This is a genomic window from Thioclava sp. (genome assembly GCF_048263065.1).
Classification (GTDB): domain Bacteria; phylum Pseudomonadota; class Alphaproteobacteria; order Rhodobacterales; family Rhodobacteraceae; genus Thioclava.
In genome coordinates, this window is record NZ_JBLXEM010000002.1 from 187,348 (window position 1) to 213,211 (window position 25,864).

Consider the following 25,864-nt stretch of genomic DNA (forward strand, 5'->3'; position numbering starts at 1 on the left):
CGGCGCGTCTTGACAGGCGCGCGCGCGCGGCTCAGCTTGGCGCCCTGTTGAAAACACGGAGATCTCATGGCCCGCGAAATCCTTTCAGGCGGCACTGATACGGCTGGGCAGGGTCACGCTACGCTTTTCGTTCTGATCGTGGTGTTTCTGGACATGGTGGGCTTTGGGCTGATCATTCCGGTGTTGCCCTCACTGATTGAACAGGTGGGCCATCTTGATCTGGCCCAGGCTAGTAAAATCGGCGGTGCTATGTTTGCCGTCTTCAGCCTTGCGCAATTTGCCTTTGCGCCGTTGATGGGCAACCTCTCGGACCGCTTCGGTCGCCGCCCGCTGCTGTTGCTGGCGATTGGCGGGTTGGGGGTGGATTACCTGTTTCACGCCTTCGCGCCGACCTTGCTCTGGCTGTTTGTCGGGCGCGCGATTGCGGGGGTGTGCGGCGCGTCTTATGTCATCGCCAACGCCTATCTGGCCGATGTGAGCGCGCCGCAGGATCGCGCCCGCGCCTTTGGTTTGATGGGGGCTGCGTTTGGATTGGGGTTCATTCTTGGCCCGGCTTTGGGCGGATTGCTGGGCGAACTGGGGCCGCGTGTGCCGTTCTTTGTCGCCGCCGCGATTTCGGGGCTCAATCTGATTTATGGGCTGTTCGTGCTGCCGGAAAGCCTGCCGCCGGAACGTCGCCGCCCGCTGAACTGGCGCGCCTGCAATCCGTTTGGCACGCTCAAGGTTTTTGCCCGCTATCCCGGCGTCTTGCCGATGGCGGGCGTGATGGGGGTGTATCTGTTTGCCTCGGCGATCTATCCCGCGATCTGGCCGTTCTGGGGAATGGCGAAATTTGGGTGGACCGAGGGCATCGTCGGGCTGACGCTGGCCGCTTACGGGGTGGTCGCGGCGGCCTTTCAGGGCGGCCTGTCTGGCCCGTTGGCACGTCGTTTCGGTGAGGCGAAGGTCGTCTTTGCGGGGCTGTGTCTGGGCGTAGTGTTACTGATCGCGCTAGCGCTGTCTTCCAGCCTTGTGATGGTGTTGATCGTGCTTTGTGTGACGGGTATCGAGGGGCTGGTTCAACCGATGCTGACCTCGCTGATGTCGCGCGTTGTGCCCGAGGATGAGCAGGGCGCGTTGCAGGGCGGGATATCGGCTGTGATGAACCTTGCGATGCTGTTTGGAACGTTGTTCTTCACGCAGATTTTCGGGATATTTCAGGCCGAGGGCGCGATCATCCGCACGCCTGATATGGCCTTTTACATGGCCTCAGCTATTTTGTTGGTCGCGTTGATCTGGTTCGCGCGGCTGCGCAGGGGGTAAACGATGAGCGAGCGTTTCGAGGGCAATTTTACCCAGCAAGAGCCGATCCCTGAGGACGCGATTGCAGCCGCCGTTGCGATCATGCGCTCGGGGCGGCTGCATCGCTATAACACCGCGCCGGATGAGGCGGGCGAGGTGGCGCTGCTGGAGCAGGAATTTGCCACTTTTACGGGCGCGAAATATTGCCTCGCGGTGGCCTCGGGTGGCTATGCCTTGGGCTGTGCGTTGCGCGCGCTCGGTGTCGCGCCTGATGAGCCGGTTTTGACCAACGCTTTCACGCTGGCCCCGGTGCCCGGCGCGATCGCCGCACTTGGCGCGCGTCCGGTGTTTGTCGAGACCTGCGAAAACCTAACCATCGAGTTCGCGGATCTGGCAGCCAAGGCCAAGGCATCGGGCGCGCGCGTGTTGATGCTTAGCCATATGCGCGGGCATCTTTGTGATATGGACGCCTTGATGGAAATCGCGCGCGCCCATGATCTGCGCGTGATCGAGGATTGCGCCCACACGATGGGGGCGGAATGGGCGGGCGTGCCCTCGGGGCGGCATGGCGTAATCGGGTGCTATTCGACGCAAACCTATAAACATATCAACTCGGGCGAGGGTGGTCTGATCGTTTCGGATGATCCCGAGCTGGCGGCGCGGATGATCCTGCTGTCGGGCAGTTACATGATGTATCCCCGCCACCTAGCCGCCCCTGCGCCCGAGGTCTTCGAGGCGCTGAAATACGACACGCCCAATGTCTCGGGGCGGATGGATAATCTACGCGCCGCGATCTTGCGTCCGCAGCTGGGTGATCTGCCGGAACGGGTGAAACGCTGGAACGTGCTGTATCGCGCGATGGAGGCGGCGCTGACGGGCGCGCCCGGTGTTGCGCTGAGCGCGCGTGCACAGGCGGAGTCCTATGTCGGCTCGTCCTTTCAGTTCCGCCTGCCGGGGCGGGACAGCGCGAAGATGATGGATCTCGTCGCGCGGTGCGGCGCGCGCGGGGTCGAGTTGAAATGGTTTGGCGCGGGCGAGCCTGCGGGATTTACTTCGCGCCACGATTCATGGCGTTACGCACAGGCGCAAGATATGCCCAAGACCGATGCGGTGCTTGCCACGCTGCTGGATCTGCGCCTGCCGCTGACATTTAGCGAAGCTGACGCCGCCCAGATCGCGCGCATCATCCGCGATGAGGTGACCCGCTAACCCGCGCGCGACACGATATAGCGCGCCATCATCAGATCGAGATGCGCGCCCCCGCCATTCTTGAACAGCGTGATCTCCTCGGCGCTTTGCCGCCCCGGCGCGCCGCCCACCAGATCGTAAAGATCGCCCTGCACCGCGTCTGGCGTAATTACACCCGCCGCAATCGGGATCATCAACTCGCCAATATGGCCCAGCGTGGTTTCGCGACTATCCACAAACAGGCGCGCGCGCGACATCAGCGTATCATCGCCCTCGCGCATATCGGCCTTATAGGCACCGATCAGATCGACATGGGTGCCCGGACGCACCCAAGCGCCATGCAAGATCGGCTCGCGCGCCATCGTCGCGCTGGTTATGATATCGGCGTGCGCCACGGCGCGTTCCAGATCGGGCGCGGCGTGCAGGGTGACGCCGTCGGGCGCGGGGCCAGCGGCTAGCGCCTTGGCCTGCTCGGGGCGGCGTGTCCAGATCGCGATCTCAGCCAGCCGTGGAAACAGTGCGGCATAGGCCGCAATCAGGCTGCGCGCGACGGTGCCGCCGCCGATAATCAGCAACCGCTTACTGTCAGGGCGTGCCAGCAGCTTCGCGCCCAACACCGAATCCGCCGCCGTTTTGAATTCCGTTACAAGGCGGCTTTCGATGATCGCCGATAGCTCGCCCGTGTGGGGGCGAAAGACCAGCATCGCGCCTTGCACCGTGGGCAGGCCTTGCGCTGGGTTGCCATCACAGACCGTAAAGGATTTCACGCCATAGCCCAGCCCCTCGATATAGGCCCCCCGACTGAGCAGCGTGGCTTGCGCTGGCCCCAGAAACATATCGCCGACCTGCGCGCGTGGCAGCGTGTGACCAAAGCGCAGGGCCTCGACTGCGCCGGGCCAATCGAGGCGCGCGGCGGCCTCATAGGTAATCATCTTGCTCATATCGCCTCCTAAATCGGGTCCAGCCAGCGCGCGCGTGCCGAGACATTGCGCAATTTGGGCGCGCCGCCTGTCATCGCCTGCGCCATCAGCGCCCCACAGCCCGCCGAAGTCGTCCAGCCCAGCGTGCCATGGCCTGCATTGATCCACAAATTGTCATAGCTGCGCACCTGTCCCAGATAGGGCGCGCCTGCGGGGGTGGTTGGGCGCAGCCCAGCCCAGAAGGTTGCGCGATCCAGATCGATCGCGCTGCCGAAATTGCGCGTCACATAATCTTTCAGGACGGCGATGCGCTCGGGCGGCAAGGATCGGTCTCGCCCGGCAAATTCTGCGAACGCCGTGACGCGCAACTGTCCGCCATAAACCGCCACCGCCAGATGCGCGGCTTCGTCGATATAGGGGAGGGCGGGCAGGCGCGCGGGATCGCGCAGCGCCCATGTGCCCGAATAGCCCTTTACCGGATAGATCAGCGGCGCAAATCCCAAGGGGCGCGTCAGATCGGCGGTCTCAAGGCCAGTGGCGAGCAAGACGTGCGCCGCCTCAATCCCTTTATCGCCAAGGCGTACGGCGCGGATATGCCCGTTGTCGGTGTCAAACCCACTAACCTCGCTGTCATAGCGGAATTCGACCGATCCGCGCGCTGTCAGCTCTTGCGCCGCATTATTGGTGAACACATGGCAATCCCCCACGCTGTCGCGCGCCGAGAACAGCCCGCCAGCGAAACGGTCCTCGGCCTGCGCCAGCGCGCCTTCGCGATCAAATAGGGCGGCGCGATCCAGCGCATCCATCTGTTGCGCCCCATGCGCGCCTGCGGCACGGGCCAGTTCCTCGGCATCGCCATACAGATAAAGCCCGCCATCGTGGCGCAGCAAATCCTCCAGCCCCAGATCCTGCGCAACCGCGCGCAGGGTTTCGCGGCTGAAATAGGACAGTCGCGCCAGACGGTCGGTGTTCGCGTCATGACGCGCGCGGGTGCAATTGCGCAAAAACGCTAGCCCCCAGCGCCACAGCGCAGGGTCGCTAAGCCGCGTGACCCGTACCCCGGGTTCGCGCCCCGCCATCGCGCGTATCAGCGTCAAGATCGCCTCCGGCCCCGCCCAAGCCTGCGCATGGCCCACCGCGATGATCCCGGCATTGGCGCGCGAACAAACCTGCGCCGATCCCGGTTCGCGATCAAGCACGATCACGCGCTGACCTCGCGCGGCCAGCGCCTGCGCGCTCATCACGCCAATCACGCCCGCACCGATAATCACAATTGGCTGTTGCGTCATGCTTTGTGGCTCTCTCGCTCTGCCTCACACACTATATGTGAACCATCCAAAGTAAGCTTTCCAGCATCGTTTTAGGTAAGCGCTTCAGCGGCGATCGCGCAGCCCGGTTCCTGTCTAGCATTTGTCATATGCGAACGAGTGGAAACGTGCACTGACTGGTGCGCGCTTGTATGTTCCTGTTTCTGGCAGATATTCGAGCCCGGATTGAAATGGAGGATCAGCGCAATGAAGATGACAACTCGTGGTTTGCGTGCCGCTTGGCTCATGTTGATCGGACGCGGAAATATTCGGATTGGCGCAGACCCGCGAGTAGAGAGAGGGGCGCGGTTCGTTCTGAAGAATGGCGGCACGATTGCGCTTGGCGCGCGCTGCAGGTTACGCGCGGGAGCGGTGCTGGATCCCGCCGGCGGATTCATTGAAGTCGGGGATGATTGTAGTCTGAACCCTTATTCAATTCTATATGGTTAAGGTGGGTTGAAGATCGGAAATGGCGTTCGCATTGCCGCGCAGACCGTCATTATACCGTCAAATCATGGCGTGGATGATCGCACGAAGCCAATTTTCAAACAAAAGTCATGCAGCAAGGGGATCGTGATTGAGGATGATGTCTGGATCGGTGCAAATTGCACGATCCTTGATGATGTGCGCCTTGCCAAAGGGTGTGTGATCGGCGCTGGCTCGGTTGTGAGTAAATCGACGGAGCCGTTCGGAATTTATGGCGGTGTGCCCGCGCGGCTGATCAGGCTGCGCGGAACCGGAGCGCTGTAAGGGCGGATTGTCTCCCAAGATCGAGGTGTTTGTTTAGGTATCCCCCGCGCGCTCCCTCTTGACGCGACTCACTGTGCGCGCTTAAATGAACAAGCGTTCAATAAACGGGAGGAAAGCCGATGTTCGCAGGTTCCATGGAATTCGATTTGGGCGAGGATATCGGCGCGCTGCGCGAGATGGTTCGGCGCTGGGCGTCTGAGCGGATCGCACCGATCGCGGCGAAAACCGATCTGGATAACGCCTTTCCCAATGAGTTGTGGCCTGAGATGGGCGAGCTGGGCCTGCTGGGCATTACGGTCTCCGAGGAATACGGCGGGGCGGGTATGGGCTATCTCGCCCATGTCGTCGCGACCGAGGAAATCGCGCGCGCCTCTGCCAGTATCGCACTAAGCTACGGGGCGCATTCCAACCTTTGCGTCAACCAGCTCAAGATCAACGGCTCTGAGGCGCAAAAGAAGAAATACCTTCCCGACCTGATCTCGGGGGCCAAAATCGGTGCGCTTGCGATGAGTGAATCCGGCGCTGGCTCTGACGTGGTGGGCATGAAACTGCGGGCGGAAAAGCGCGACGGGTATTACGTGCTCAATGGTCATAAATACTGGATCACCAACGGGCCGGACGCCGATACGCTGGTCGTCTATGCCAAAACTGACCCCGAGGCAGGCTCGCGCGGGATCACCGCGTTTATCGTCGAAAAGTCCTTCAAAGGGTTTTCCACCTCGCCCCATTTCGACAAGCTTGGGATGCGCGGATCCAACACCGCGCAACTGTTCTTTGACAAATGCGAAGTGCCGTTCGAAAACGTGCTGGGCGAAGAGGGGCGCGGCGTGCGCGTGCTGATGGGCGGGCTGGATTACGAACGCGTGGTGCTGTCGGGTATCGGCACGGGCATCATGATGGCCTGTCTCGATGAGGTCGTTCCTTACTGCAAAGAGCGCGAGCAATTCGGCCAGCCGATCGGGAATTTCCAGCTGATGCAGGCCAAGGTCGCCGATATGTATGTCGCGACCAACACCGCGCGCGCCTACACTTACGAGGTCGCCAAAGCCTGTGATCGTGGTCAGGTAACGCGTCAGGATGCCGCCGCGACGGTACTTTATGCGTCCGAGCAGGCGATGGTGCAGGCCCATCAGGCTGTGCAAGCCCTTGGTGGCGCTGGATTCTTGAGTGATTCGAACGTCTCGCGCCTGTTCCGCGACGCCAAGCTGATGGAGATCGGCGCAGGCACCTCGGAAATACGCCGGATGCTGATCGGGCGTGAGATTATGGACAAGCTCTGATGCGTCGCACGCGTCTCGCGTTAGTTAGCAGGTCGCAAGCGGGCGGCGCTGGGCGTTGCAAAAGGGCGGCGCCGCTGCGCCGCCCCGATCTTCAAAGAATAACATTCAAACAGGGTGCAGTATCTGCGCCGCTATCAGAACTTGTAGACGTAGGCGAAGCCCACAACCACCGGATCAATCTCGACTTTGCCGATCTTAGTGCCGTTCTGCGTGACGTCGCTGTTGATGTCGATCCAGCGAATATCGGCGCGCAGCGCGCCATGCTCCGAGATCTTGTAGTCAACGCCCGCATGCAGCGCCAAGCCCCAGCTATCATCCAGCGACAGCGTGCTGCCAGCCAGCGCACCGGTGGCCTTCTCGCTGAAAAACGCCGTGTAGTTCAGGCCCGCACCCACGAAGGGTGTGAAGTTGGAACTGGTCGGGAAGTGATATTGCAGCGAGATTACCGGTGGCAGATGCTTAACCGTGCCGACGTCGCCCATTCCACTGATATTCACCGTGTGCTTGAAGGGCAGGGCCGCGAGAAGCTCAATCCCGATATTGTCGCGCACGAAATACTCGGCGGTGAATGTCGGGCGGGTAGAATCGCCAATATTAACCTCTCCACCAGCCAGCGTGCCGTTGTTGGATTTCGGCGCCACCTGATGCAGGCCGAAGCCCAAGGTTATGTCACCAGCCTGTTGCGCCAGCGCCGGGGCTGCGGTCATCGCCGTGCCCGCCAGCAACGCAATACTCAGAATGCTTTTTTTCATGGGAAGTTCCTCTTGTCTCTCACGTCGCGGAACCTGCACCTCATGCGGTCCCAAGACTTTGACGTGGATCAAGTTCATGTGATCATTGCCGCGACAAGCCGCCACACGACCGCGCAGCACGGGATACTTGGTGCAACCGATTGGAAACGCATGCCGGTTGTAAAAACTCCCGCGCGAACCAAACGGTCTATCGGGGGGTGGCAATCGGATAAGAACTGGCGCAGGCACTTCGGAAATCTGCCGGATGCTGGTCGGGCACGCAATCATGGAAAACCCCTGATGCGTTCGCTGCTGTCCGCGCTAATGATCTGCCCCGCGACCGCGGGAGCTGACACGCTGCAGGTTGATTGTAACTCTGACGTGATTGCGGCCTGTCTGGAGGCCAAAGCAGGCCCCGAGCGGAGCGATTGCATCGGGATTGGCGCGCAATATTGCATGGCCCGGGGCACTGGCTCCAGTAATGCAGGCGACATTGAGGGAAAGACGCAATGAAACATCTGATGATCACAGTGCTGCTTGCGCTGCTGGGCAGCCCCGCCTTCGCGCAAGAGCCGACGGTTGATCCCGCCATGGTGCGCGCCTGTTTCGCAGGCGCGAACGACACCCATCCCGACTGCATTGGTGATGCCGCCAATGACTGCCAATCCCAACCCGGTGGCGACACCACGCTGGGGATTTCGGCCTGCCTGCAAGGCGAGGCGCAGGTTTGGGACGACATTTTGAATGCGCAATACAAGGGTGCGCGCGCGGATCTGCTAAAGCAGGGTGGCACGCCGCTTGCTGATCAGCTGCTGGATGCACAGCGCGCGTGGATTTCCTTCCGCGATGCTGATTGCGGGCTGATTTATAGCGTCTGGGCTGATGGCTCGATCCGCACGGTGATGGCCAGCAGTTGTTATCTGCACAAGACCGCACAACGCGCGCTGGAACTGCGCGATCTGGGGAGCATGGAATGAAACTGACATCGCAAGCTTTGCCGGCATCCGAAGCCTTTCAGGCCAATCGCGCCGCCCATCTTGAGGCGCTCGCGACGATCCGCGAAGCTGCCGATTGGGCAGCGGCGGGGGGCGGGGCCGACGCGCTCGAACGCCACCTGTCGCGGGGCAAGATGGCGCCGCGCGAACGCGTGGCGGGGCTGCTGGACCCGGGCGCGCCGTTTCTGGAAATCGGCGCAACGGCGGCACATGGGCTCTATGACGATGCGGCCCCTTGCGCGGGCGTGATCGCCGGGATCGGGCGGGTGCAAGGCCAGGACGTGATGATCGTGGCCAATGACGCGACCGTCAAAGGCGGCACCTATTACCCGATGACGGTGAAGAAACACCTGCGCGCACAAGAAATCGCCGAGGAAAACCATCTGCCCTGCATCTATCTCGTCGATAGCGGCGGCGCCAACCTGCCCAACCAGGACGAGGTCTTTCCCGACCGCGACCACTTCGGGCGCATCTTTTACAATCAGGCGCGGATGTCGGCCAAAGGGATAGCCCAGATCGCGGTGGTGATGGGGTCGTGCACGGCGGGCGGGGCCTATGTGCCCGCGATGTCGGATGTAACGATCATCGTGAAGGATCAGGGCACGATCTTTCTGGCCGGGCCGCCGCTGGTCAAGGCCGCGACGGGAGAGGTCGTCACAGCCGAGGATCTGGGCGGCGGCGATGTGCACACGCGCCTGTCGGGCGTGGCCGATTATCTGGCCGAAGATGACGCCCACGCACTCGCCCTTGCGCGCCGCGCCGTGGGCTATCTCAACCGCGCGAAACCCGCCACCGTGCAATGGCAAAGCCCCGAAGATCCCGCCTATGACCCCGAGGAAATCCTTGGCGTTGTGCCCGCTGATCTGCGCACGCCCTATGACATCCGCGAGGTGATCGCGCGGCTCGTTGACGGCTCGCGCTTTGATGAATTCAAACCGCGCTTTGGTGAGACCATCGTCACCGGTTTTGCCCATGTCAAAGGCTGCCCTGTCGGCATCATCGCCAATAACGGCGTGCTGTTTTCCGAAGCCGCGCAAAAGGCCGCACATTTCATCGAACTCTGCTCCAGCCGCGATATCCCGCTAGTTTTCTTGCAAAATATCACAGGCTTCATGGTCGGTCGCAAATACGAAAACGAAGGCATCGCACGCCACGGTGCAAAAATGGTCACTGCCGTCGCCTCGACCAACGTGCCCAAAATCACCATGCTGGTGGGTGGCTCGTTCGGCGCGGGTAATTACGGCATGGCCGGACGCGCCTACTCGCCTCGCTTCCTGTGGTCTTGGCCCAATTCGCGGATCTCGGTGATGGGGGGCACGCAAGCGGCGGGCGTTCTCGCCACCGTCAAACGCGACGGAATCGAACGGCGCGGTGGCACGTGGTCGCCCGAGGAAGAGGCTGAGTTTAAACGCCCCACAATTGAGATGTTTGAACGCCAATCCCACCCGCTCTACGCTTCGGCGCGGCTCTGGGATGACGGCATCATTGACCCGCGCAACTCGCGTGATGTGCTGGCCCTGTCGCTGTCAGCGGCCCTCAACGCGCCGATCGAGCCGACCCGCTTTGGCGTGTTTCGGATGTAATTTTCTTGCCTCCAACGGGGATGTTTGGATCAAAAGGAAGAAAAGCATGCTTCCTCTTGACGAAAATATCCCGGGGGCACGGGGGCAGAGCCCCCGCCGTTATCACAGGGAGAGCCCGGATGTTTTCCAAGATTCTGATCGCCAATCGCGGTGAAATCGCCTGCCGCGTGATCGAGACCGCGCGCGCGATGGGCGTGGCTACGGTCGCCGTGTATTCGCAAGCCGACGCCGAGGCGCGCCATGTCGCGATGGCCGACGAGGCCGTTGCCATTGGTGGTCCCGCGCCCAAGGACAGCTATCTGCGCGGCGATGCGATCATTGCCGCTGCGCTGCAAACTGGCGCGCAGGCGATCCATCCGGGCTACGGGTTCCTATCGGAAAACCCCGATTTCGTGGATGCAGTGGCTGCGGCGGGGCTGGTGTTTATCGGCCCTTCGGGCGATGCAATCCGCGCGATGGGGCTTAAAGATGCCGCCAAGGCGTTGATGGAACCCGCAGGCGTGCCGGTCGTGCCCGGCTATCACGGGGCCAATCAGGATGGCGATCACCTTGCGCAACAGGCCGATGCTATCGGCTATCCGGTGCTGATCAAGGCCGTCGCCGGGGGCGGTGGTAAGGGGATGCGGCTGGTCGAACGCGCAGGCGATTTCGCCGACGCACTCGCCTCGGCCCAGGGCGAGGCGCAGACCGCTTTTGGCAATCCTGCCGTTCTGATCGAAAAATACATCACCAGCCCGCGCCACATCGAGGTGCAGGTTTTTGGTGATGGCCAGCGCGCGGTGCATTTGTTTGAACGCGACTGCTCGCTGCAGCGCCGCCATCAGAAGGTCATCGAAGAGGCCCCGGCACCCGGCATGACGCCCGAGATGCGTGCCGCAATGGGGCAAGCCGCCACCCGCGCGGCCGAGGCGATTGGCTATGCGGGCGCGGGCACGGTCGAGTTCATCGTGGATGGCTCGGACGGGCTGCGCGCGGATCGGTTCTGGTTCATGGAGATGAACACCCGCCTTCAGGTCGAGCACCCAGTGACCGAGGCGATCACCGGCGTCGATCTGGTGGAATGGCAGTTGCGCGTCGCAAGTGGTGAACCGCTGCCTGCGTGCCAAGATCAGCTTACGATCACCGGCCACGCGTTTGAGGCGCGCCTTTATGCCGAGGACGTGCCCGCAGGGTTTCTGCCCGCGACCGGCACGCTTAGCCATCTGCAATTTGCCCCCGATTGCCGCGCCGATACCGGTGTGCGCGCGGGCGATGTGATTAGCCCGTGGTATGACCCGATGATCGCCAAAATCATCACCCACGGCCCGACTCGCGCGATTGCGCTGGGTCAGCTTGCCCGTGCGCTTGAGCAGACACAGGTGGCGGGCACTGTGACCAACCTGGCCTTCCTTGCGCGTCTCGCGCGTCACAAGGGATTTGCGCGTGGCGAGGTTGATACCGGCCTGATCGGGCGCGAGATTGACACGTTGGCCGCCGCCCCGCCGGTGCCGGCCGCCGCGCAAGCATTGGCCGTGATTGCCGCCGCCGGGCTATGGCAGGGCGAGGCCAGTGGCTTTACGCTGTGGGGGCCGCTGCGTCGACCTGTGCCGTTTGATCCGCCCGCTGCGATCTGTGTGCACGGGCCGGGCCAGATCAGCGTGGACATCAACGGGGTGACGCAGGATTGCGTCTTGGCCCAAGATGGCTGGCGCGTGGATGGTGCGAAAATGGGGGCCGCGATGCAGAGGGATCGCGACTCGGTCACGATCTTCATGGCGGGTGCACATCGCTTTGACATCCCCGATCCGCTCGAGCGCGGATCCAGCGCCGAGGCCTCGGATTTGACGCTGGCGCCGATGCCGGGGCTGGTGAAATCGGTTTTCGTTACGCAGGGTCAGCAGGTCGCGGCGGGGGATCGTCTGGCGATCATGGAGGCGATGAAGATGGAGCACACGATGCTGGCGGCGCGCGACGGTGTGATCGCCGAGGTGCTGGTGCTTGAGGGCGCGCAGGTCGAGGCTGGGGCCGCTCTTATCCGCTTGGAGGAAGAAGAATGATTACATTGCATCACGTCCCCGGCTCGCGCTCGATGCGGGTGTTGTGGCTGCTTGAAGAGCTGGGGCTCGATTACAGTTTGCGCAACTGGTCGCTGACCGATGGCGGGCTGCGCAGCCCCGAGTTCCGTGCGCTCTCGCCAGCCGGGCGGGTGCCCGCGCTGGAAATCGACAGTGGCGCAATTTTTGAAAGCGGCGCGATTGTAGAATATCTGTGCGAAACCCACCCTGCGGCGGGGCTTGCGCCCGCCGTGGGCGCGCCAGAACGGGCGGAGTTTCTGGAATGGGTGCATTTTGCCGAAACCCAAGCCAATATCGTGCAGAACCTCAATATTCAGCACATCTTCCTGCGTCCGCAAAGCGCGCGGTCGGTTCCTTTGATGAAACTAGACACCAAGCGGTTGGCGGTCACGATGCAGGCGCTAGAGGCGCAACTGGATGGGCGCGAATGGCTGATCGGGACTTTTAGCGCCGCCGATTGCATGCTGGGCTTTAATATCGACGCGATGTTCCGCTTTGTGCGCGCAGAAGGTTTCCCCAATATCGCGGCTTATCGCGAACGCATCCGCTCACGCCCCGCCTATGAGGCTGCGCTGAAAAAGGGTGGCGGCGATTCGATGTATGCGCAGGAATTTTATGAGTTGCCCGATGCGTGAGATGGTCGAAATCTTTGAAATGGCCCCGCGCGACGGCTTGCAGAATGAGAAGCGCGCGATTGCGCTGGCCGACAAGATCGCGCTGGTGGATTGCCTGAGCCGCGCCGGGTTTTCGCGCATTGAGGTCGGCAGTTTCGTCTCGCCCAAATGGGTGCCGCAAATGGCCGATAGCGCGGCGGTCTTTGCCGGGATCACCCGTTGCAAAGGCGTTTCCTATGCCGCGCTGACACCCAATCTGCGCGGCTATGAGGGCGCGATTGCGGCGGGGGCGGATGAGGTGGCGGTGTTCGCCTCGGCCTCGGAAGGGTTTTCGCGTGCAAACCTGAATTGTTCGATAAGCGAAAGTTTTGAGCGGTTCGCCCCGGTCATGGCGGCAGCAAAAGTCGATAATGTGAAAGTGCGCGGTTACGTGTCAGTGGTCACGGATTGCCCGTTCGACGGCCCAACCCCGCCCGAAAACGTGGCGCGCGTTGTCGCGGCGCTGCGTGATATGGGCTGTTACGAAGTCAGCCTTGGCGACACAATAGGGCAGGGACGCCCCGAAACTGTTACAGCGATGCTGGAAGCCGTTTTAAACGAGTTGCCAGCGGGCAAACTGGCCGGGCATTTCCACGACACCGCCGGGCGCGCGCTGGACAATATCGAGGCGTCACTGGCGCTTGGCTTGCGGGTATTTGATGCGGCCGTTGGTGGTTTGGGCGGCTGTCCCTACGCGCCCGGTGCGGCAGGTAATGTCGCGACCGAGTCCGTTGCGGCGCGGCTGGCGCAGCTTGGCTATGACACGGGGCTGGATATGGCTGTGTTGGCGCAAGCCGCCGCATTGGCACGCAAAATGAAAGGGCTGGGCGATGTTTGAGACGATCACGGTTGAAACGGATACGCGCGGCGTTGCCCGCCTGACCTTGGCGCGCGAGGAAAAACACAACGCGCTGTCAGAACCGATGATGCGCGAGATAACCACTGCCATTCAAACGCTTGGCGCGGATGTTGGCGTGCGCGTCGTAATCCTCGCCGCCAACGGGCGCAGCTTTTGCGCAGGCGGCGATTTGAAATGGATGCAGGCGCAAATCAGCGCCAGTGCAGAGCAGCGCGCGGCGGGTGCGCGGGTGTTGGCGGGAATGCTGAATGCGCTCAATACTTGCCCGAAACCGGTGATTGGTGCGGTGCAAGGCAACGCGTTTGGCGGCGGCATTGGCATGATGTCGGTCTGTGACGTGGCCATCGGGGTTGAGGGCGCGCGCTTTGGGCTGACCGAGACCAAACTGGGGCTGACGCCCGCGACGATCTCGCCTTATGTCGTGGCGCGGATGGGCGAGGCAAAGGCGCGTCGCGTGTTCATGTCCTCGCGTCTGTTCGACGCGCAAGAGGCGCGCGAATTAGGGCTTCTGGCGCGCGTCGTGGCACCCGATGATTTAGCCGTAGCGGTTGAGGCTGAGGTCACCCCCTATCTCGCCTGCGCGCCCGGTGCTGTGGCCGAAGCCAAAGCCTTGTTGCGCAGCCTAGGCCCGCGCATCGACACGGACGTCATCGAGGGCACAATTGCCGCCCTTGTCACCCGCTGGGAAAGCGCTGAGTCGGCGGAGGGAATCAGCGCCTTTTTTGAAAAGCGCGACCCAAGCTGGAAAGCGTAAGGCTGCACGGGGCCGTTTCGGCCGTAAGTATTTGTAAATATATCATAAATATAAGGCTGTGAGGGTAAGGAGCTTGCCTTTGCCCAATTGCATGCCGGGGCGCTACGCAACGCGCGATTGCGTGCCGCGCGGTGTGCATCGGTATACTAAATCGCAATTTCAGGGGGTTGCAGCGCAGAATCCCGGCCCCAGTCGGTTGACCCTGCTTAGGCACGGGGCTATTGCTCAGCCTAGCCGGAACCTGCGCGACATCAGGTCGCGTCGAAAGGGAGCCATGCCCATGCAAGACATGCTGCGCGAATATCTTCCCATCCTCATTTTCCTCGCCATGGCGACCGCGTTGGGGCTTGTGTTGCTTGCAGCCGCTGCCGTGATCGCAGTGCGCAACCCCGATCCCGAGAAAGTCTCGGCCTATGAATGCGGGTTCAACGCCTTTGACGATGCGCGGATGAAATTTGATGTTCGCTTTTACCTCGTCGCGATCCTCTTCATTATTTTCGACCTTGAAGTCGCGTTTCTGTTTCCCTGGGCGGTCGCTTTCGGGCAGATTTCGATGGTAGGGTTCTGGTCGATGATGGTTTTCCTGGCCGTTCTGACCGTCGGGTTTGCGTATGAGTGGAAGAAAGGGGCGCTGGAATGGGCGTGATGACCGGGGCCAATACCGCAGGCGGCGATCGTGAAGTTGCCACCGATGCGCTCAATCGCGAGTTGCAGGATAAGGGTTTCCTGCTCACCACCACCGAGGATCTGATCAACTGGGCGCGCAATGGCTCGTTGCACTGGATGACCTTTGGCTTGGCCTGCTGCGCCGTCGAGATGATGCAATGCTCGATGCCGCGCTATGATCTGGAACGCTTTGGCACCGCGCCGCGTGGCTCCCCGCGCCAGTCTGATGTTATGATCGTGGCTGGCACTCTGACCAATAAGATGGCGCCCGCCCTGCGCAAGGTCTATGACCAGATGCCCGAGCCGCGCTATGTGATCTCGATGGGAAGTTGCGCAAATGGCGGCGGCTACTATCACTATTCCTATTCGGTGGTGCGCGGCTGTGATCGCATTGTGCCGGTCGATATCTATGTGCCGGGCTGCCCGCCCACGGCCGAGGCGCTGCTTTACGGCATCCTTCAGCTACAACGCAAAATCCGCCGCACCGGCACTTTGGTGCGCTGAGGAGAGGCGATGATGGACGATACAGCCCTGCACGAACTGGCCGCGCATATTGAGATGAAACGTCCCGATGACGTGATCTCGACCGATGTGGCTTTTGGCGAATTGACGGTCACGATCAGCGTTCAATCGGCGGCAAGTTTCGCCGAATTTCTGCGCGAAGACAAAAATTGCCTGTTCTCTACTTTGGTGGATATCACCGCCGTAGATTGGCCCGAGCGCCCCGAACGGTTCGATATGGTTTGGCACTTCTTGTCGATGTATCGCAACCAGCGCATCCGTGTGAAAGCGCTGGTGCGCGAGGATCAGATGGTGCCCACGCTGACCGCGTTACACCCCAGCGCCAACTGGTTTGAGCGCGAAGTATTCGACATGTTCGGCATCTTGTTCTCGGGCCATCCCGACCTGCGCCGTCTGCTGACGGATTACGGATTTCGCGGCCATCCGCTGCGCAAGGATTTCCCGACCACGGGCTATGTCGAAGTGCGCTATGACGAGGTGCTCAAGCGCGTCGTCTATGAGCCGGTGAAGCTGACGCAAGAGTACCGGCAGTTCGATTTCCTCTCGCCTTGGGAGGGTGCGAAATACATCCTTCCCGGTGACGAGAAGGGCGAGGAGGCGAAATAATGGACGGCGATATCCGCAACAATGTCTATGATGATGGAACGAGAGATACGCTGACCGACGAGCAGCGCATCCGCAATTTCAACATCAACTTTGGTCCGCAACACCCTGCAGCGCATGGTGTTTTGCGTATGGTGCTGGAGCTGGACGGCGAGATCGTGGAGCGCGCCGATCCCCATATTGGCTTGCTGCATCGCGGCACCGAAAAGTTGATGGAAAGCCGCACCTATCTGCAAAACTTGCCCTATTTCGACCGGCTCGATTATGTCGCGCCGATGAATCAGGAACATGCTTGGTGTTTGGCGATTGAGCGGCTGACGGGCACAGTTGTCCCGCGCCGTGGGTCGCTGATCCGGGTTCTGTTTTGCGAAATCGGGCGCCTTTTGAACCACCTGATGAACGTGACCACGCAGGCGATGGATGTCGGCGCGCTGACGCCGCCGCTTTGGGGGTTTGAGGCGCGCGAAGAGCTGATGATATTTTACGAACGGGCGTGCGGTGCGCGCCTGCACGCTGCGTATTTCCGCCCCGGTGGCGTGCATCAGGATCTGACGCCCAAACTACTTGATGATATCGAGGAGTTCTGCGGTCGGTTCCCGAAATTGCTTGATGATATCGAAGGTCTGTTAACGGAAAACCGTATCTTCAAGCAGCGCAACGTCGATATCGCGGTCATTTCCCAAGACGAGGTTCTGCAATGGGGCTATTCGGGGGTTATGGCGCGTGGGTCGGGCCTTGCTTGGGATTTGCGTCGCGCACAACCCTATGAATGCTATGACGAATTCGACTTCCAGATCCCGGTCGGTAAGGCTGGCGATTGCTATGATCGTTACCTGTGCCGGATGTCAGAGATGCGCGAATCGACCAATATTATGTTGCAGGCCATCGCCAAGTTGCGCGCGCCCGACGGGCAGGGTGAAGTCCTTGCGCGCGGCAAGCTGACGCCGCCGAAACGCTCGGACATGAAGACCTCGATGGAAAGCCTGATCCACCACTTCAAGCTTTACACCGAGGGCTTCCACGTTCCCGCAGGTGAGGTTTACGCTGCTGTCGAGGCGCCCAAGGGCGAGTTCGGCGTTTATCTGGTGGCCGATGGCACGAACAAACCCTACCGCGCCAAGATCCGCGCGCCGGGCTATCTGCATCTGCAATCCATGGATCATGTCGCGTCGGGCCATATGCTGGCTGACGTTTCTGCAATCATCGGCTCGATGGATGTCGTGTTCGGGGAGATTGACCGCTAATGCTGCGCCGTTTGTATTCTGAGCAACCCGAGAGTTTCGCGTTTACGCCCGCCAATCTGGCTTGGGCGCAGGCTCAGATCACCAAGTTTCCCGAGGGGCGTCAGGCCAGTGCGATCATTCCGCTGCTGTTTCGCGCCCAAGAGCAAGAGGGCTGGCTGAGCCGTCCGGCGATTGAAACTGTCGCGGATATGCTGGACATGCCCTATATGCGCGCGCTTGAAGTGGCGAGTTTCTATTTCATGTTCCAAATGGCGCCCGTCGGTTCTGTCGCGCATTTGCAGATCTGCGGCACCACGTCTTGCATGATTTGTGGCGCCGAAGATCTGATGAAGGTCTGCAAGCAAAAGATCGCGCCCGAACCGCATCAGGTTTCGGCAGATGGCAAGTTTTCTTGGGAAGAGGTCGAGTGTCTGGGGGCCTGCGCGAACGCGCCGATGATGCAGGTCGGCAAGGACTATTACGAAGACCTGACCGAAGCGCGTCTGGCGCAAATTCTCGACGAGATGGCAGCCGGGCAAGTGCCCCAGCCGGGGTCGCAAAACGGGCGTTTCAGTTCCGAGCCGAAAACCGGTCTGACCTCGTGTGCTGACTCCGCGGGCAGCGCAGAGGCGCACAACGCCTCGGTTGCGCTGGCACTGAAAATTGGCGACACGATCAAGCGTATCGAGGGCACCGAAGTGGCGTTAAGTGCGCCGTGGCAATCCAGCGGTCAACGCGGCGCGATTGGCGCGCTCAGCGTCGCGCGTCCGCGCACCGCCGCGCAAGCCGATGAGGCGCGCAAAGCCGCCAAAGACAGCGCGCCCAAGCCCGGCAAAGATGCCTCTGCCGATAAGACCGGCGTGACCACGCATGAGGCGCAAGCCGCCTCCAAGGCCAAGCCGCAGTCGAAATCCGAACCTACGGGCGTTAGCGCCGATGCCACGGATGTGGTGGGTGAAAAGCCGCTAATGTTGGATGCACCGCGCGATGGTGGGGCCGATGATCTCAAGATGATCAAAGGCGTTGGCCCCAAACTTGAGGCGCTGCTCAATTCCATGGGCGTGTATCATTTCGATCAGGTCGCCGCGTGGAGCGACGCGGAACTCGCATGGGTCGATTCCAACCTTGAGGGCTTCAAAGGCCGCGCCAGCCGTGACGATTGGGCGGGGCAGGCCAAGGCTTTGGCCAGCGGTGGCGAGACGGAATTTTCCAAGCGCGCCCAAAAAGACGGTATCTACGAGTAAGTAACGGTAACGAGCCCGGCAACGGGAGAGATGGAGAGACGGATGGGAGATCAGACACAAGGCTGCCGCGGTAAAGCGGGCATCTGGGCCGGGATCACGGGACTTGTGGTCATGGTTTTCTTGATGGTTGTAGCGCATGAGCCCTTTTATGTGGCGCTGTTCTTGGGCCTTCTGACCTTCCTTCTTTTTGGTGCATTTCTGATCTGGGCGTTTTGCTCTGGCACAGGGGCACCCGGCTCTGCTGATGGCACGGGGGCTGCGCGTAATGTTGCGCGCACGCCTGACCCCGTGCCCAGCCCGTCCGATCTTGAAGCGCCCGTAAGCGCGTTCAAAGCGCAATCGCCCGAGGGTGAGGCCGCCCATAAACAAGCCGAAGTGGCCGCGCCTGATGCGCCTGTGCCCACGGAAACGCAGCCCGCAGTCCCGAGTGCCGCCACCCCGGCCGCCGTGATGAGCGCGCCTGCGCCCGCTACGGCCGAAGCGCCTGCAAAATCCGCTCCTGCGAAGGCAGAAGCTGTAAGCAAGCCAGCAGCGAAGAAAACGGCGACAAAACCGAAGGCCTCGGCAAATTCGGCTGTTGCGAAGAAACCTGCCGCCGCGAAAAAGACCTCTGCTGCGAAGAAACCTGCCGCTGCGAAACCCGCCAAAGCAAGCGCAACCGCGCCCGCCCAAGCTGCCGATGGCGCTGGACAAAAACCCAGCGGGCTAAGCGCGCCGCGCGCGTCGGGTGCTGATGACCTCACCAAGATCGAAGGCATCGGGCCGAAACTGGCCGAAACGCTGAACGGCTGGGGTGTGTTCCACTTCGATCAAATCGCGCAATGGGGCGCGGATGAGGTCGCTTACGCCGATCAAAACGTGCCGCGTTTCAAGGGCCGCTGCACGCGCGACAAATGGGTCTCGCAGGCTAAGATTATCGTCGATGAGGGCATGGATGCCTTTCTCGAACGCGCCAAGACGAACGATTACTGAGCAAGGATGAATGAGCGAGGATCGACAAAAAGATCGGCGAGAGGGGCGCTTGGCGGCGCTTGTAATCGCGGGGGCAACTGTCCTCTGGCTCGCTCTGCAAGCCCTTGGCAAACAACTGGGCTGGTCTGCGCAAACCGCGCTGATCGGTGATCTCGCGGCAGTTGCCGCCTATATCTTCGCGCTGGCTTTGGTCTGGCGCATCTGGCGCCGGGGCTCCGGCAAATGAGGAACGCACCATGCTGAAGGATCAAGACCGGATCTTTACCAACATCTACGGGATGCATGACCGCTCTCTGGCGGGGGCTAAGTCGCGCGGCCATTGGGATGGTACGGGTGAAATCCTGTCCAAAGGGCGCGACTGGATCGTCGAGCAGGTCAAGGCGTCGGGTCTGCGTGGGCGGGGCGGGGCGGGCTTTCCGACCGGTCTGAAATGGTCTTTCATGCCCAAGGAATCCGATGGTCGCCCGGCTTTTCTCGTGATCAACGCCGATGAATCCGAACCCGCGACCTGCAAAGACCGCGAGATCATGCGCCACGATCCCCACACCTTGGTGGAAGGCGCGCTGATCGCCGGTTTTGCGATGGGCGCGGCGGCGGCCTATATCTACATTCGCGGCGAATATGTGCGTGAGAAAGAGGCGCTGCAACGCGCCATCGATGAGGCCTACGAAGACGGGCTGATCGGCAAGAACGCCTGCAAATCGGGCTATGATTACGACGTTTATCTTAGCCACGGCGCGGGGGCCTATATTTGTGGCGAGGAAACCGCGCTGCTTGAATCCCTTGAGGGCAAGAAAGGCATGCCGCGCATGAAGCCGCCGTTCCCGGCGGGGGCAGGTCTTTATGGCTGCCCGACCACGGTGAACAACGTGGAATCCATTGCCGTTGTGCCCACCATCCTGCGCCGTGGTGCAGAATGGTATGCGGGCTTTGGCCGTCCCAACAACACCGGCGTCAAGCTGTTCGCGATGTCGGGCCATGTGAATACGCCCTGCGTCATCGAGGAGAGCATGTCGATCAGCATGAAAGAGCTGATCGAGAAACACGGCGGTGGCGTGCGCGGTGGCTGGAAGAACCTCAAGGCGGTGATCCCCGGTGGCGCGTCCTGCCCGGTGCTGCCAGCGCATCTGTGCGAAGATGCGATCATGGATTATGACGGCATGCGCGAGCTGAAATCGTCCTTCGGCACCGCCTGCATGATTGTGATGGATAACGACACCGACATTATCAAGGCGATCTGGCGGCTGTCGAAATTCTTCAAACACGAAAGCTGCGGCCAGTGCACGCCCTGCCGTGAGGGCACGGGCTGGATGATGCGCGTAATGGATCGTCTGGTGCGCGGTGAGGCCGAGATCGAAGAGATCGACATGCTGTTCGAGGTCACCAAACAGGTCGAGGGCCACACGATCTGCGCCCTTGGCGACGCCGCGGCATGGCCGATACAAGGCTTGATCCGCCATTTCCGCGAAGAAATCGAAGACCGCATCAAGGCGCGCAAGACGGGCCGTATGGGCGCGATGGCGGCGGAATGATGCGTCAAATCGCCCTCATATCCGCGGCTTTCGTCGCGCTCGCCAGCCCGGCTGCGGCTGGGACCAATGTGCTGACGGTCGATTTCGGCTTTTTCCCGAAGGGGACAAGCTGTCAGGTGTTCAATACGAGCGGCAAGGTGACGATGCGAACCGGTCGAGAGATCGAGTTCAAGATCACGGGCGATACCGCGCGGGTCGCGTTTAGCTGCACCCAGCCCGACGGGCGCGCATTCGACGTGGATGCCGGGGCGCTTCTGCCGCCGGGCAATCATCGGCGCGTCGCACTGCAGATCAATCAAGACAACCATGCCCACGTGCTTTGGAACGCAGGCGGTCTGCGCAAGACGATTGTTCCGGGTATTTTGAAGTGGAGATGAGCATGACGGTGCGGGGGCGTAGCATTGGCACGATTGGGGGCGGCGCGGCAGTGTTGGCGCTGGCCGCCTGTGCCGTGCCCCCTGCAACAGATGCGCTTGCCTCTGTGCCGGGTTATGCCGGGGCGCTGGACGGGCAGGGCGCGCTTGTGGTGACGCGTGAGGCCACGCCGTTCGCCAACTTTGAGGGGGCTGCGGCCAAGCGGGCGGCGAATGCGATGTGCGGCGGGGCGGTGGCCTCGTCGATTGACGATACCTATCGGGATGGCGCTTGGGTCTTCCCGAAAGGCTGCGCCTGAGGGCGCGCAACGAATAACCGCGTGGGGGCAACTGGCCCGCATGCCCAGCAAGAAGTGACGGATAGCCATGGCTGACCTGAGAAAGATCATCATCGACGGCCACGAGGTCGAGGTTGACCCGAACCTGACGTTGATTCAGGCCTGCGAACAGGCCGGGATCGAGATTCCGCGCTTTTGCTATCACGAGCGGCTCTCGATTGCGGGCAACTGCCGGATGTGTCTGGTCGAGGTTGTCGGCGGCCCGCCCAAGCCTGCCGCAAGCTGCGCGATGCAGGTCAAGGACATGCGCCCCGGTCCCGAAGGTGCACCGCCGGTGATCAAGACGAACTCGCCGATGGTCAAGAAGGCCCGCGAAGGCGTGATGGAGTTTCTGCTCATCAACCACCCGCTGGATTGCCCGATCTGCGATCAGGGCGGCGAGTGCGATTTGCAAGATCAGGCAATGGCTTATGGCGTGGACTTCAGCCGCTATCGCGAGCCCAAACGCGCCGCGACCGAGCTCAACCTCGGCCCGCTCGTTGAAACCCACATGACGCGCTGCATTTCGTGCACCCGCTGCGTGCGATTCACGACCGAGGTCGCGGGCATCACCCAGATGGGCCAGACGGGCCGTGGCGAGGATAGCGAGATCGGCTCGTATCTGAATGAAACGCTCGATAGCAATTTGCAGGGCAATATCATTGATCTGTGCCCGGTCGGCGCGCTGGTGTCCAAGCCCTACGCCTTTACCGCGCGTCCGTGGGAGCTGACCAAGACCGAAACCATCGACGTGATGGATGCGCTTGGGTCTAACATCCGCGTGGATACCAAGGGGCGCGAAGTGATGCGCATTCTGCCGCGCAACCATGATGGCGTGAACGAGGAATGGATTTCCGACAAGACGCGTTTCGTCTGGGATGGGCTGCGTCGCCAGCGTCTGGACACGCCTTACATTCGCGAAAACGGGAAGCTGCGCAAAGCGGACTGGGACGAAGCGCTGAGTGCCGCCGCGGCTGCGATGAAAGGCAAGAAGGTTGCTGGTCTGGTCGGTGATCTGGTCTCGACCGAGGCGGCTTTTGCGCTGAAATCGCTGATCGAGGGGCTTGGCGGCAACGTCGAATGCCGCACCGATGGCGCGCGCCTGCCGATTGGCAATCGCTACGGCTATGTGGGCAACGCCAAAGTGGCCGATCTGGATGATGCCGAGATGATCCAGATCATCGGTGCGAACCCCGCGATTGAGGCGCCCGTGCTGAACGCGCGCATCCGCAAGGCTTGGGTGAAAGGCGCGCAGGTCGCGCTGATCGGTGAGGCTTGCGATCTGACCTATGAATACACCCATATTGGCACCGACCGCGCGGCTTTGGCGGATCTATCGGGCAAAACGATCTCGGATGAAACGAAAGCCAAGAAGACCGTCGTGATCGTGGGCCAAGGCGCGCTGAGCGAGGCCGATGGCGAGGCCGTTCTGGCCCATGCGATGAAGTTGGCCGACAACTCCAACTCGAAACTGATGGTGCTGCACACGGCTGCGGCGCGCGTTGGCGCGATGGATGTGGGTGCTGTGACCGAGGGTGGCTTGATGGCCGCGATCGAGGGCGCGCAGGTCATTTACAACATGGGCGCGGATGAGGTTGATATCGCCTCCGCAGCTGATGGCGGCCCGTTCGTGATCTATCAAGGCAGCCACGGCGATCGTGGCGCTAATCGCGCCGATATCATTCTGCCCGGTGCCGCCTATACCGAGGAACACGGGCTGTTCGTCAATACCGAAGGACGTCCGCAACTGGCCTTCCGCGCGGGCTTTCCGCCCGGCGATGCCAAGGAAAACTGGGCGATCCTGCGCGCGCTGTCGGCAGAACTTGATGCCAAGCAGCCTTGGGATACGCTAGCCGGTCTGCGCCGCGCGATGATCGGTGCGGTGCCCCATCTCGCCAAGATCGACGAGGTGCCCGAAAACGAAGTGAGCCTGATCGCCCCGCGCGAAATGGGTAAGGCGACCTTCCGCCCGGCGATCCGCGAGTTCTACCTCAGTAACCCGATTGCGCGGGCCTCGGTGGTGATGGGCGAATGTGCGAGCCTTGCCAAGACGCGCGCGCAATCGCAGATGGCGGCGGAGTAAACGCAGATGATGCCAAACCTCCCCCGGATTGCAGCCCTTGCCCCCGGCCTTTTGGCCGGGCTGGCGGCATGCACGCCGACGGGGGGTAAGGCATCGGCCAATGCGCCCAAAATTGACTATCGCGGCGTCGATACACGGCTGTTGGATGACAATCTGGTGGAATTTCGTGTGGCGCTGTCGGGCGAAGATGGCAACGCGAGTGCTGCCGATGACTATGCGCGCTGTGCTGCGGCTCAATATGCCCAGATCCGCGGCTATGGATTTGCGCGACATGTGCGCACGAATGTGAATGAAGAGGGTGGCATCTGGCGGGCGGATGCGGTCTACACCATCTCGCCCGCCCTGCCGCAAGGGTTGAAAACGATCGACGCGGAAGTGACGGTCGGCGACTGCGCGGACCGAGGGATACCGACCGTATGAGGAGAGTGGGGAACCATGGCTGAATTTCTGGCAACACCTTTGGGCACGTTTCTGCTCATCCTTGTGCAGGGGCTGGGGATCATCGCGTTTGTGATGATTTCGCTGCTGTTTCTGGTCTACGGCGACCGCAAGATCTGGGCGGCGGTGCAGATGCGGCGCGGGCCCAACGTGGTCGGCCCGTGGGGCATTTTGCAATCGGTCGCGGATGCGCTGAAGTATGTGGTGAAGGAAATCGTCGTTCCGGCGGGCGCGGATAAGGTCGTGTTCTTCCTTGCCCCGCTGCTTAGCTTTGTTCTGGCAATCCTAGCTTGGGCGGTGGTGCCGTTCGCGCCGGGCTGGGTGCTGGCCAATATTAATGTCGCGGTGCTGTTTGTGATGGCTGTGTCCTCGCTGGAGGTCTACGGCGTGATCATGGGCGGCTGGGCGTCGAACTCGAAATACCCGTTTCTGGGCAGCTTGCGCTCGGCGGCACAGATGATCTCGTATGAGGTCAGCCTTGGCCTGATCATCATCGGGGTGATTATCTCGACCGGGTCGATGAATTTCACCGCGATTGTGGATGCGCAAAAGGGCAGCTACGGGCTGTTCAACTGGTATTGGTTGCCCCACCTGCCGATGGTGGCGCTGTTCTTCATCTCGGCGCTGGCGGAAACCAACCGCCCGCCGTTTGACCTTCCCGAAGCGGAATCCGAACTGGTTGCGGGCTTTATGGTAGAATATTCCTCGACGCCGTATCTGCTGTTCATGGCGGGCGAATATATCGCGATCTGGCTGATGTGCGCGCTGATGACGCTGCTGTTCTTTGGTGGCTGGCTGTCGCCGATTCCCGGCCTGCCCGACGGCGCGCTGTGGATGTTTGGCAAGATGGTGATCTTCTTCTTTATGTTCGCGATGGTGAAGGCGATCGTGCCGCGCTACCGCTATGACCAACTGATGCGGATTGGCTGGAAAGTGTTCCTGCCGCTTTCGGGCGCATGGGTCGTGCTGGTTGCGTTTCTGGCGAAATTTGAAGTCCTCGGGCACTTTTGGGCCCGCTGGACGATGGGGGGCTGATAGATGGCTTTCGACTATACCCGCGCCGCCAAATACTTCCTGCTGGTGGATTTCATCAAAGGGTTTGGGCTGGGAATGCGCTACTTCTTTGCGCCCAAGCCGACGCTGAACTATCCGCATGAAAAAGGCCCGCTGTCCCCGCGTTTCCGGGGTGAGCACGCGCTGCGCCGTTATCCCAATGGCGAGGAACGCTGCATCGCGTGCAAGCTTTGCGAGGCGATCTGCCCTGCGCAAGCCATCACAATTGATGCCGAGCCGCGCGCGGATGGATCGCGCCGCACCACGCGCTACGATATCGACATGACGAAATGCATCTATTGCGGTTTCTGCCAAGAGGCCTGCCCGGTCGATGCGATCGTCGAGGGCCCGAATTTCGAATTCTCCACCGAGACCCGCGAAGAGCTGTTCTACGACAAACAGAAACTTTTGGATAATGGCGCGCGGTGGGAGGCGGAAATTGCCCGCAACCTCGAACTCGACGCGCCCTATCGGTAAGGCAT

General features: G+C 61.4%; 28 protein-coding genes. 25 read left to right on the forward strand and 3 right to left on the reverse strand.

The genetic code is table 11. The features are described from left to right. The first annotated feature begins 66 nt into the window (after window positions 1-66). Both ACN0SD_RS04035 and ACN0SD_RS04040 read left to right on the forward strand, forming a co-directional pair. Entirely contained in the window at window positions 67-1,302 is a 1,236-nt protein-coding gene (locus tag ACN0SD_RS04035; RefSeq protein ID WP_417806936.1) for an MFS transporter, read from the forward strand. A 3-nt stretch (window positions 1,303-1,305) separates the two neighbouring features. Beyond that, the gene (locus ACN0SD_RS04040) at window positions 1,306-2,490 is read left to right on the forward strand and encodes a DegT/DnrJ/EryC1/StrS family aminotransferase (RefSeq protein WP_417806937.1); all 1,185 of its coding nucleotides are present in this window, start codon (window positions 1,306-1,308) and stop codon (window positions 2,488-2,490) included. On the opposite strand, the gene ACN0SD_RS04045 is transcribed toward ACN0SD_RS04040, so the two are convergent. Together ACN0SD_RS04045 and ACN0SD_RS04050 are read right to left on the reverse strand one after the other, a co-directional pair. Then, window positions 2,487-3,410 carry an ornithine cyclodeaminase family protein gene (locus ACN0SD_RS04045; protein ID WP_417806938.1) on the reverse strand — a complete coding sequence of 308 codons (924 nt, stop codon included), beginning with the start codon at window positions 3,408-3,410 and terminating at the stop codon, window positions 2,487-2,489. The genes ACN0SD_RS04040 and ACN0SD_RS04045 overlap by 4 nt on opposite strands. 8 nt (window positions 3,411-3,418) lie before the next feature. Further along, entirely contained in the window at window positions 3,419-4,678 is a 1,260-nt protein-coding gene (locus ACN0SD_RS04050; protein ID WP_417806939.1) for an FAD-dependent oxidoreductase, read from the reverse strand. A gap of 591 nt (window positions 4,679-5,269) precedes the next feature. Here ACN0SD_RS04050 and ACN0SD_RS04055 point away from each other — a divergent pair. Next, on the forward strand, window positions 5,270-5,446 hold the full coding sequence (locus ACN0SD_RS04055; protein ID WP_417806940.1) for an acyltransferase: 177 nt from the start codon (window positions 5,270-5,272) through the stop codon (window positions 5,444-5,446). Window positions 5,447-5,565: 119 nt separating this feature from the next. Beyond that, entirely contained in the window at window positions 5,566-6,726 is a 1,161-nt protein-coding gene (locus ACN0SD_RS04060; RefSeq protein ID WP_417806941.1) for an acyl-CoA dehydrogenase family protein, read from the forward strand. 134 nt (window positions 6,727-6,860) lie between these two features. Here ACN0SD_RS04060 and ACN0SD_RS04065 read toward each other — a convergent pair whose 3' ends face one another. Further along, the gene (locus ACN0SD_RS04065; RefSeq protein ID WP_417806942.1) at window positions 6,861-7,478 is read right to left on the reverse strand and encodes an OmpW/AlkL family protein; all 618 of its coding nucleotides are present in this window, start codon (window positions 7,476-7,478) and stop codon (window positions 6,861-6,863) included. 279 nt (window positions 7,479-7,757) lie between these two features. Between ACN0SD_RS04065 and ACN0SD_RS04070 the strand changes: the two genes are divergently transcribed. From ACN0SD_RS04070 to nuoI, 21 genes are all read left to right on the forward strand, one after another. Next, the gene (locus ACN0SD_RS04070) at window positions 7,758-7,970 is read left to right on the forward strand and encodes a hypothetical protein (RefSeq protein WP_417806943.1); all 213 of its coding nucleotides are present in this window, start codon (window positions 7,758-7,760) and stop codon (window positions 7,968-7,970) included. Further along, window positions 7,967-8,434, forward strand: a complete 468-nt coding sequence (locus tag ACN0SD_RS04075) for a lysozyme inhibitor LprI family protein (protein ID WP_417806944.1) — start codon at window positions 7,967-7,969, stop codon at window positions 8,432-8,434. The genes ACN0SD_RS04070 and ACN0SD_RS04075 overlap by 4 nt, the downstream gene beginning before the upstream one ends. Further along, window positions 8,431-10,035 carry a carboxyl transferase domain-containing protein gene (locus tag ACN0SD_RS04080; protein ID WP_417806945.1) on the forward strand — a complete coding sequence of 535 codons (1,605 nt, stop codon included), beginning with the start codon at window positions 8,431-8,433 and terminating at the stop codon, window positions 10,033-10,035. The genes ACN0SD_RS04075 and ACN0SD_RS04080 overlap by 4 nt, the downstream gene beginning before the upstream one ends. Before the next feature lie 119 nt (window positions 10,036-10,154). Continuing rightward, the gene (locus ACN0SD_RS04085; protein ID WP_417806946.1) at window positions 10,155-12,071 is read left to right on the forward strand and encodes a biotin carboxylase N-terminal domain-containing protein; all 1,917 of its coding nucleotides are present in this window, start codon (window positions 10,155-10,157) and stop codon (window positions 12,069-12,071) included. Beyond that, the gene (locus ACN0SD_RS04090) at window positions 12,068-12,724 is read left to right on the forward strand and encodes a glutathione S-transferase family protein (protein WP_417806947.1); all 657 of its coding nucleotides are present in this window, start codon (window positions 12,068-12,070) and stop codon (window positions 12,722-12,724) included. The genes ACN0SD_RS04085 and ACN0SD_RS04090 overlap by 4 nt, the downstream gene beginning before the upstream one ends. Then, the gene (locus ACN0SD_RS04095) at window positions 12,717-13,580 is read left to right on the forward strand and encodes a hydroxymethylglutaryl-CoA lyase (protein WP_417806948.1); all 864 of its coding nucleotides are present in this window, start codon (window positions 12,717-12,719) and stop codon (window positions 13,578-13,580) included. The genes ACN0SD_RS04090 and ACN0SD_RS04095 overlap by 8 nt, the downstream gene beginning before the upstream one ends. Further along, entirely contained in the window at window positions 13,573-14,355 is a 783-nt protein-coding gene (locus ACN0SD_RS04100) for a crotonase/enoyl-CoA hydratase family protein (protein ID WP_417806949.1), read from the forward strand. Before ACN0SD_RS04095 ends, ACN0SD_RS04100 begins: the two co-directional genes overlap by 8 nt. A 280-nt stretch (window positions 14,356-14,635) precedes the next feature. After that, window positions 14,636-15,001, forward strand: coding sequence for an NADH-quinone oxidoreductase subunit A (locus ACN0SD_RS04105; protein ID WP_417806950.1), 366 nt, complete (start codon window positions 14,636-14,638; stop codon window positions 14,999-15,001). Next, the gene (locus ACN0SD_RS04110) at window positions 14,992-15,525 is read left to right on the forward strand and encodes a NuoB/complex I 20 kDa subunit family protein (RefSeq protein WP_417806951.1); all 534 of its coding nucleotides are present in this window, start codon (window positions 14,992-14,994) and stop codon (window positions 15,523-15,525) included. Before ACN0SD_RS04105 ends, ACN0SD_RS04110 begins: the two co-directional genes overlap by 10 nt. 12 nt (window positions 15,526-15,537) lie before the next feature. Next, window positions 15,538-16,149: an NADH-quinone oxidoreductase subunit C gene (locus ACN0SD_RS04115; protein WP_417806952.1), complete on the forward strand. Its 612-nt coding sequence runs from the start codon at window positions 15,538-15,540 to the stop codon at window positions 16,147-16,149. After that, the gene (locus ACN0SD_RS04120; protein ID WP_417806953.1) at window positions 16,149-17,390 is read left to right on the forward strand and encodes an NADH-quinone oxidoreductase subunit D; all 1,242 of its coding nucleotides are present in this window, start codon (window positions 16,149-16,151) and stop codon (window positions 17,388-17,390) included. The genes ACN0SD_RS04115 and ACN0SD_RS04120 overlap by 1 nt, the downstream gene beginning before the upstream one ends. Further along, window positions 17,390-18,613, forward strand: coding sequence for an NADH-quinone oxidoreductase subunit E (locus ACN0SD_RS04125; protein WP_417806954.1), 1,224 nt, complete (start codon window positions 17,390-17,392; stop codon window positions 18,611-18,613). The genes ACN0SD_RS04120 and ACN0SD_RS04125 overlap by 1 nt, the downstream gene beginning before the upstream one ends. A gap of 42 nt (window positions 18,614-18,655) precedes the next feature. Next, the gene (locus tag ACN0SD_RS04130) at window positions 18,656-19,585 is read left to right on the forward strand and encodes a hypothetical protein (RefSeq protein WP_417806955.1); all 930 of its coding nucleotides are present in this window, start codon (window positions 18,656-18,658) and stop codon (window positions 19,583-19,585) included. A gap of 10 nt (window positions 19,586-19,595) precedes the next feature. Beyond that, a complete protein-coding gene (locus ACN0SD_RS04135) occupies window positions 19,596-19,811 on the forward strand; it encodes a DUF5337 family protein (protein WP_417806956.1) in 216 nt (71 codons plus the stop codon). 10 nt (window positions 19,812-19,821) lie between these two features. Next, entirely contained in the window at window positions 19,822-21,117 is a 1,296-nt protein-coding gene (nuoF, locus tag ACN0SD_RS04140; RefSeq protein WP_417806957.1) for an NADH-quinone oxidoreductase subunit NuoF, read from the forward strand. Continuing rightward, window positions 21,117-21,494, forward strand: coding sequence for a hypothetical protein (locus ACN0SD_RS04145; protein ID WP_417806958.1), 378 nt, complete (start codon window positions 21,117-21,119; stop codon window positions 21,492-21,494). The genes nuoF and ACN0SD_RS04145 overlap by 1 nt, the downstream gene beginning before the upstream one ends. A 2-nt stretch (window positions 21,495-21,496) precedes the next feature. Beyond that, complete coding sequence (locus ACN0SD_RS04150; RefSeq protein ID WP_417806959.1) at window positions 21,497-21,790, forward strand: hypothetical protein; 294 nt, start codon at window positions 21,497-21,499, stop codon at window positions 21,788-21,790. Window positions 21,791-21,857: 67 nt separating this feature from the next. Beyond that, window positions 21,858-23,891 carry an NADH-quinone oxidoreductase subunit NuoG gene (gene nuoG / locus ACN0SD_RS04155; RefSeq protein ID WP_417806960.1) on the forward strand — a complete coding sequence of 678 codons (2,034 nt, stop codon included), beginning with the start codon at window positions 21,858-21,860 and terminating at the stop codon, window positions 23,889-23,891. 6 nt (window positions 23,892-23,897) lie between these two features. Then, a complete protein-coding gene (locus ACN0SD_RS04160; protein WP_417806961.1) occupies window positions 23,898-24,311 on the forward strand; it encodes a hypothetical protein in 414 nt (137 codons plus the stop codon). Window positions 24,312-24,326: 15 nt separating this feature from the next. Next, window positions 24,327-25,364 (forward strand): NADH-quinone oxidoreductase subunit NuoH, encoded by a 1,038-nt coding sequence (nuoH, locus tag ACN0SD_RS04165; RefSeq protein WP_417806962.1) that lies wholly within the window; start codon window positions 24,327-24,329, stop codon window positions 25,362-25,364. Between the two features lie 3 nt (window positions 25,365-25,367). After that, complete coding sequence (gene nuoI / locus ACN0SD_RS04170) at window positions 25,368-25,859, forward strand: NADH-quinone oxidoreductase subunit NuoI (RefSeq protein WP_038127110.1); 492 nt, start codon at window positions 25,368-25,370, stop codon at window positions 25,857-25,859. The last annotated feature ends 5 nt before the right edge of the window (window positions 25,860-25,864 follow it).

What these genes read in the sequence shown, in the direction of transcription:
- nuoH (WP_417806962.1), top strand. Translation starts at nt 24,327, where the DNA reads ATGGCTGAATTTCTGGCAACACCTTTGGGCACGTTTCTGCTCATCCTT.
- nuoF (WP_417806957.1), top strand. Translation starts at nt 19,822, where the DNA reads ATGCTGAAGGATCAAGACCGGATCTTTACCAACATCTACGGGATGCAT.
- ACN0SD_RS04075 (WP_417806944.1), top strand. Translation starts at nt 7,967, where the DNA reads ATGAAACATCTGATGATCACAGTGCTGCTTGCGCTGCTGGGCAGCCCC.
- ACN0SD_RS04100 (WP_417806949.1), top strand. Translation starts at nt 13,573, where the DNA reads ATGTTTGAGACGATCACGGTTGAAACGGATACGCGCGGCGTTGCCCGC.
- ACN0SD_RS04160 (WP_417806961.1), top strand. Translation starts at nt 23,898, where the DNA reads ATGATGCCAAACCTCCCCCGGATTGCAGCCCTTGCCCCCGGCCTTTTG.
- ACN0SD_RS04090 (WP_417806947.1), top strand. Translation starts at nt 12,068, where the DNA reads ATGATTACATTGCATCACGTCCCCGGCTCGCGCTCGATGCGGGTGTTG.
- ACN0SD_RS04130 (WP_417806955.1), top strand. Translation starts at nt 18,656, where the DNA reads ATGGGAGATCAGACACAAGGCTGCCGCGGTAAAGCGGGCATCTGGGCC.
- ACN0SD_RS04080 (WP_417806945.1), top strand. Translation starts at nt 8,431, where the DNA reads ATGAAACTGACATCGCAAGCTTTGCCGGCATCCGAAGCCTTTCAGGCC.
- ACN0SD_RS04065 (WP_417806942.1), bottom strand. Translation starts at nt 7,478, where the DNA reads ATGAAAAAAAGCATTCTGAGTATTGCGTTGCTGGCGGGCACGGCGATG.
- ACN0SD_RS04035 (WP_417806936.1), top strand. Translation starts at nt 67, where the DNA reads ATGGCCCGCGAAATCCTTTCAGGCGGCACTGATACGGCTGGGCAGGGT.
- nuoI (WP_038127110.1), top strand. Translation starts at nt 25,368, where the DNA reads ATGGCTTTCGACTATACCCGCGCCGCCAAATACTTCCTGCTGGTGGAT.
- ACN0SD_RS04120 (WP_417806953.1), top strand. Translation starts at nt 16,149, where the DNA reads ATGGACGGCGATATCCGCAACAATGTCTATGATGATGGAACGAGAGAT.
- ACN0SD_RS04145 (WP_417806958.1), top strand. Translation starts at nt 21,117, where the DNA reads ATGCGTCAAATCGCCCTCATATCCGCGGCTTTCGTCGCGCTCGCCAGC.
- ACN0SD_RS04050 (WP_417806939.1), bottom strand. Translation starts at nt 4,678, where the DNA reads ATGACGCAACAGCCAATTGTGATTATCGGTGCGGGCGTGATTGGCGTG.
- ACN0SD_RS04115 (WP_417806952.1), top strand. Translation starts at nt 15,538, where the DNA reads ATGGACGATACAGCCCTGCACGAACTGGCCGCGCATATTGAGATGAAA.
- ACN0SD_RS04135 (WP_417806956.1), top strand. Translation starts at nt 19,596, where the DNA reads ATGAGCGAGGATCGACAAAAAGATCGGCGAGAGGGGCGCTTGGCGGCG.
- ACN0SD_RS04060 (WP_417806941.1), top strand. Translation starts at nt 5,566, where the DNA reads ATGTTCGCAGGTTCCATGGAATTCGATTTGGGCGAGGATATCGGCGCG.
- ACN0SD_RS04125 (WP_417806954.1), top strand. Translation starts at nt 17,390, where the DNA reads ATGCTGCGCCGTTTGTATTCTGAGCAACCCGAGAGTTTCGCGTTTACG.
- ACN0SD_RS04040 (WP_417806937.1), top strand. Translation starts at nt 1,306, where the DNA reads ATGAGCGAGCGTTTCGAGGGCAATTTTACCCAGCAAGAGCCGATCCCT.
- ACN0SD_RS04045 (WP_417806938.1), bottom strand. Translation starts at nt 3,410, where the DNA reads ATGAGCAAGATGATTACCTATGAGGCCGCCGCGCGCCTCGATTGGCCC.
- ACN0SD_RS04070 (WP_417806943.1), top strand. Translation starts at nt 7,758, where the DNA reads ATGCGTTCGCTGCTGTCCGCGCTAATGATCTGCCCCGCGACCGCGGGA.
- ACN0SD_RS04095 (WP_417806948.1), top strand. Translation starts at nt 12,717, where the DNA reads ATGCGTGAGATGGTCGAAATCTTTGAAATGGCCCCGCGCGACGGCTTG.
- ACN0SD_RS04150 (WP_417806959.1), top strand. Translation starts at nt 21,497, where the DNA reads ATGACGGTGCGGGGGCGTAGCATTGGCACGATTGGGGGCGGCGCGGCA.
- ACN0SD_RS04110 (WP_417806951.1), top strand. Translation starts at nt 14,992, where the DNA reads ATGGGCGTGATGACCGGGGCCAATACCGCAGGCGGCGATCGTGAAGTT.
- ACN0SD_RS04105 (WP_417806950.1), top strand. Translation starts at nt 14,636, where the DNA reads ATGCAAGACATGCTGCGCGAATATCTTCCCATCCTCATTTTCCTCGCC.
- nuoG (WP_417806960.1), top strand. Translation starts at nt 21,858, where the DNA reads ATGGCTGACCTGAGAAAGATCATCATCGACGGCCACGAGGTCGAGGTT.
- ACN0SD_RS04085 (WP_417806946.1), top strand. Translation starts at nt 10,155, where the DNA reads ATGTTTTCCAAGATTCTGATCGCCAATCGCGGTGAAATCGCCTGCCGC.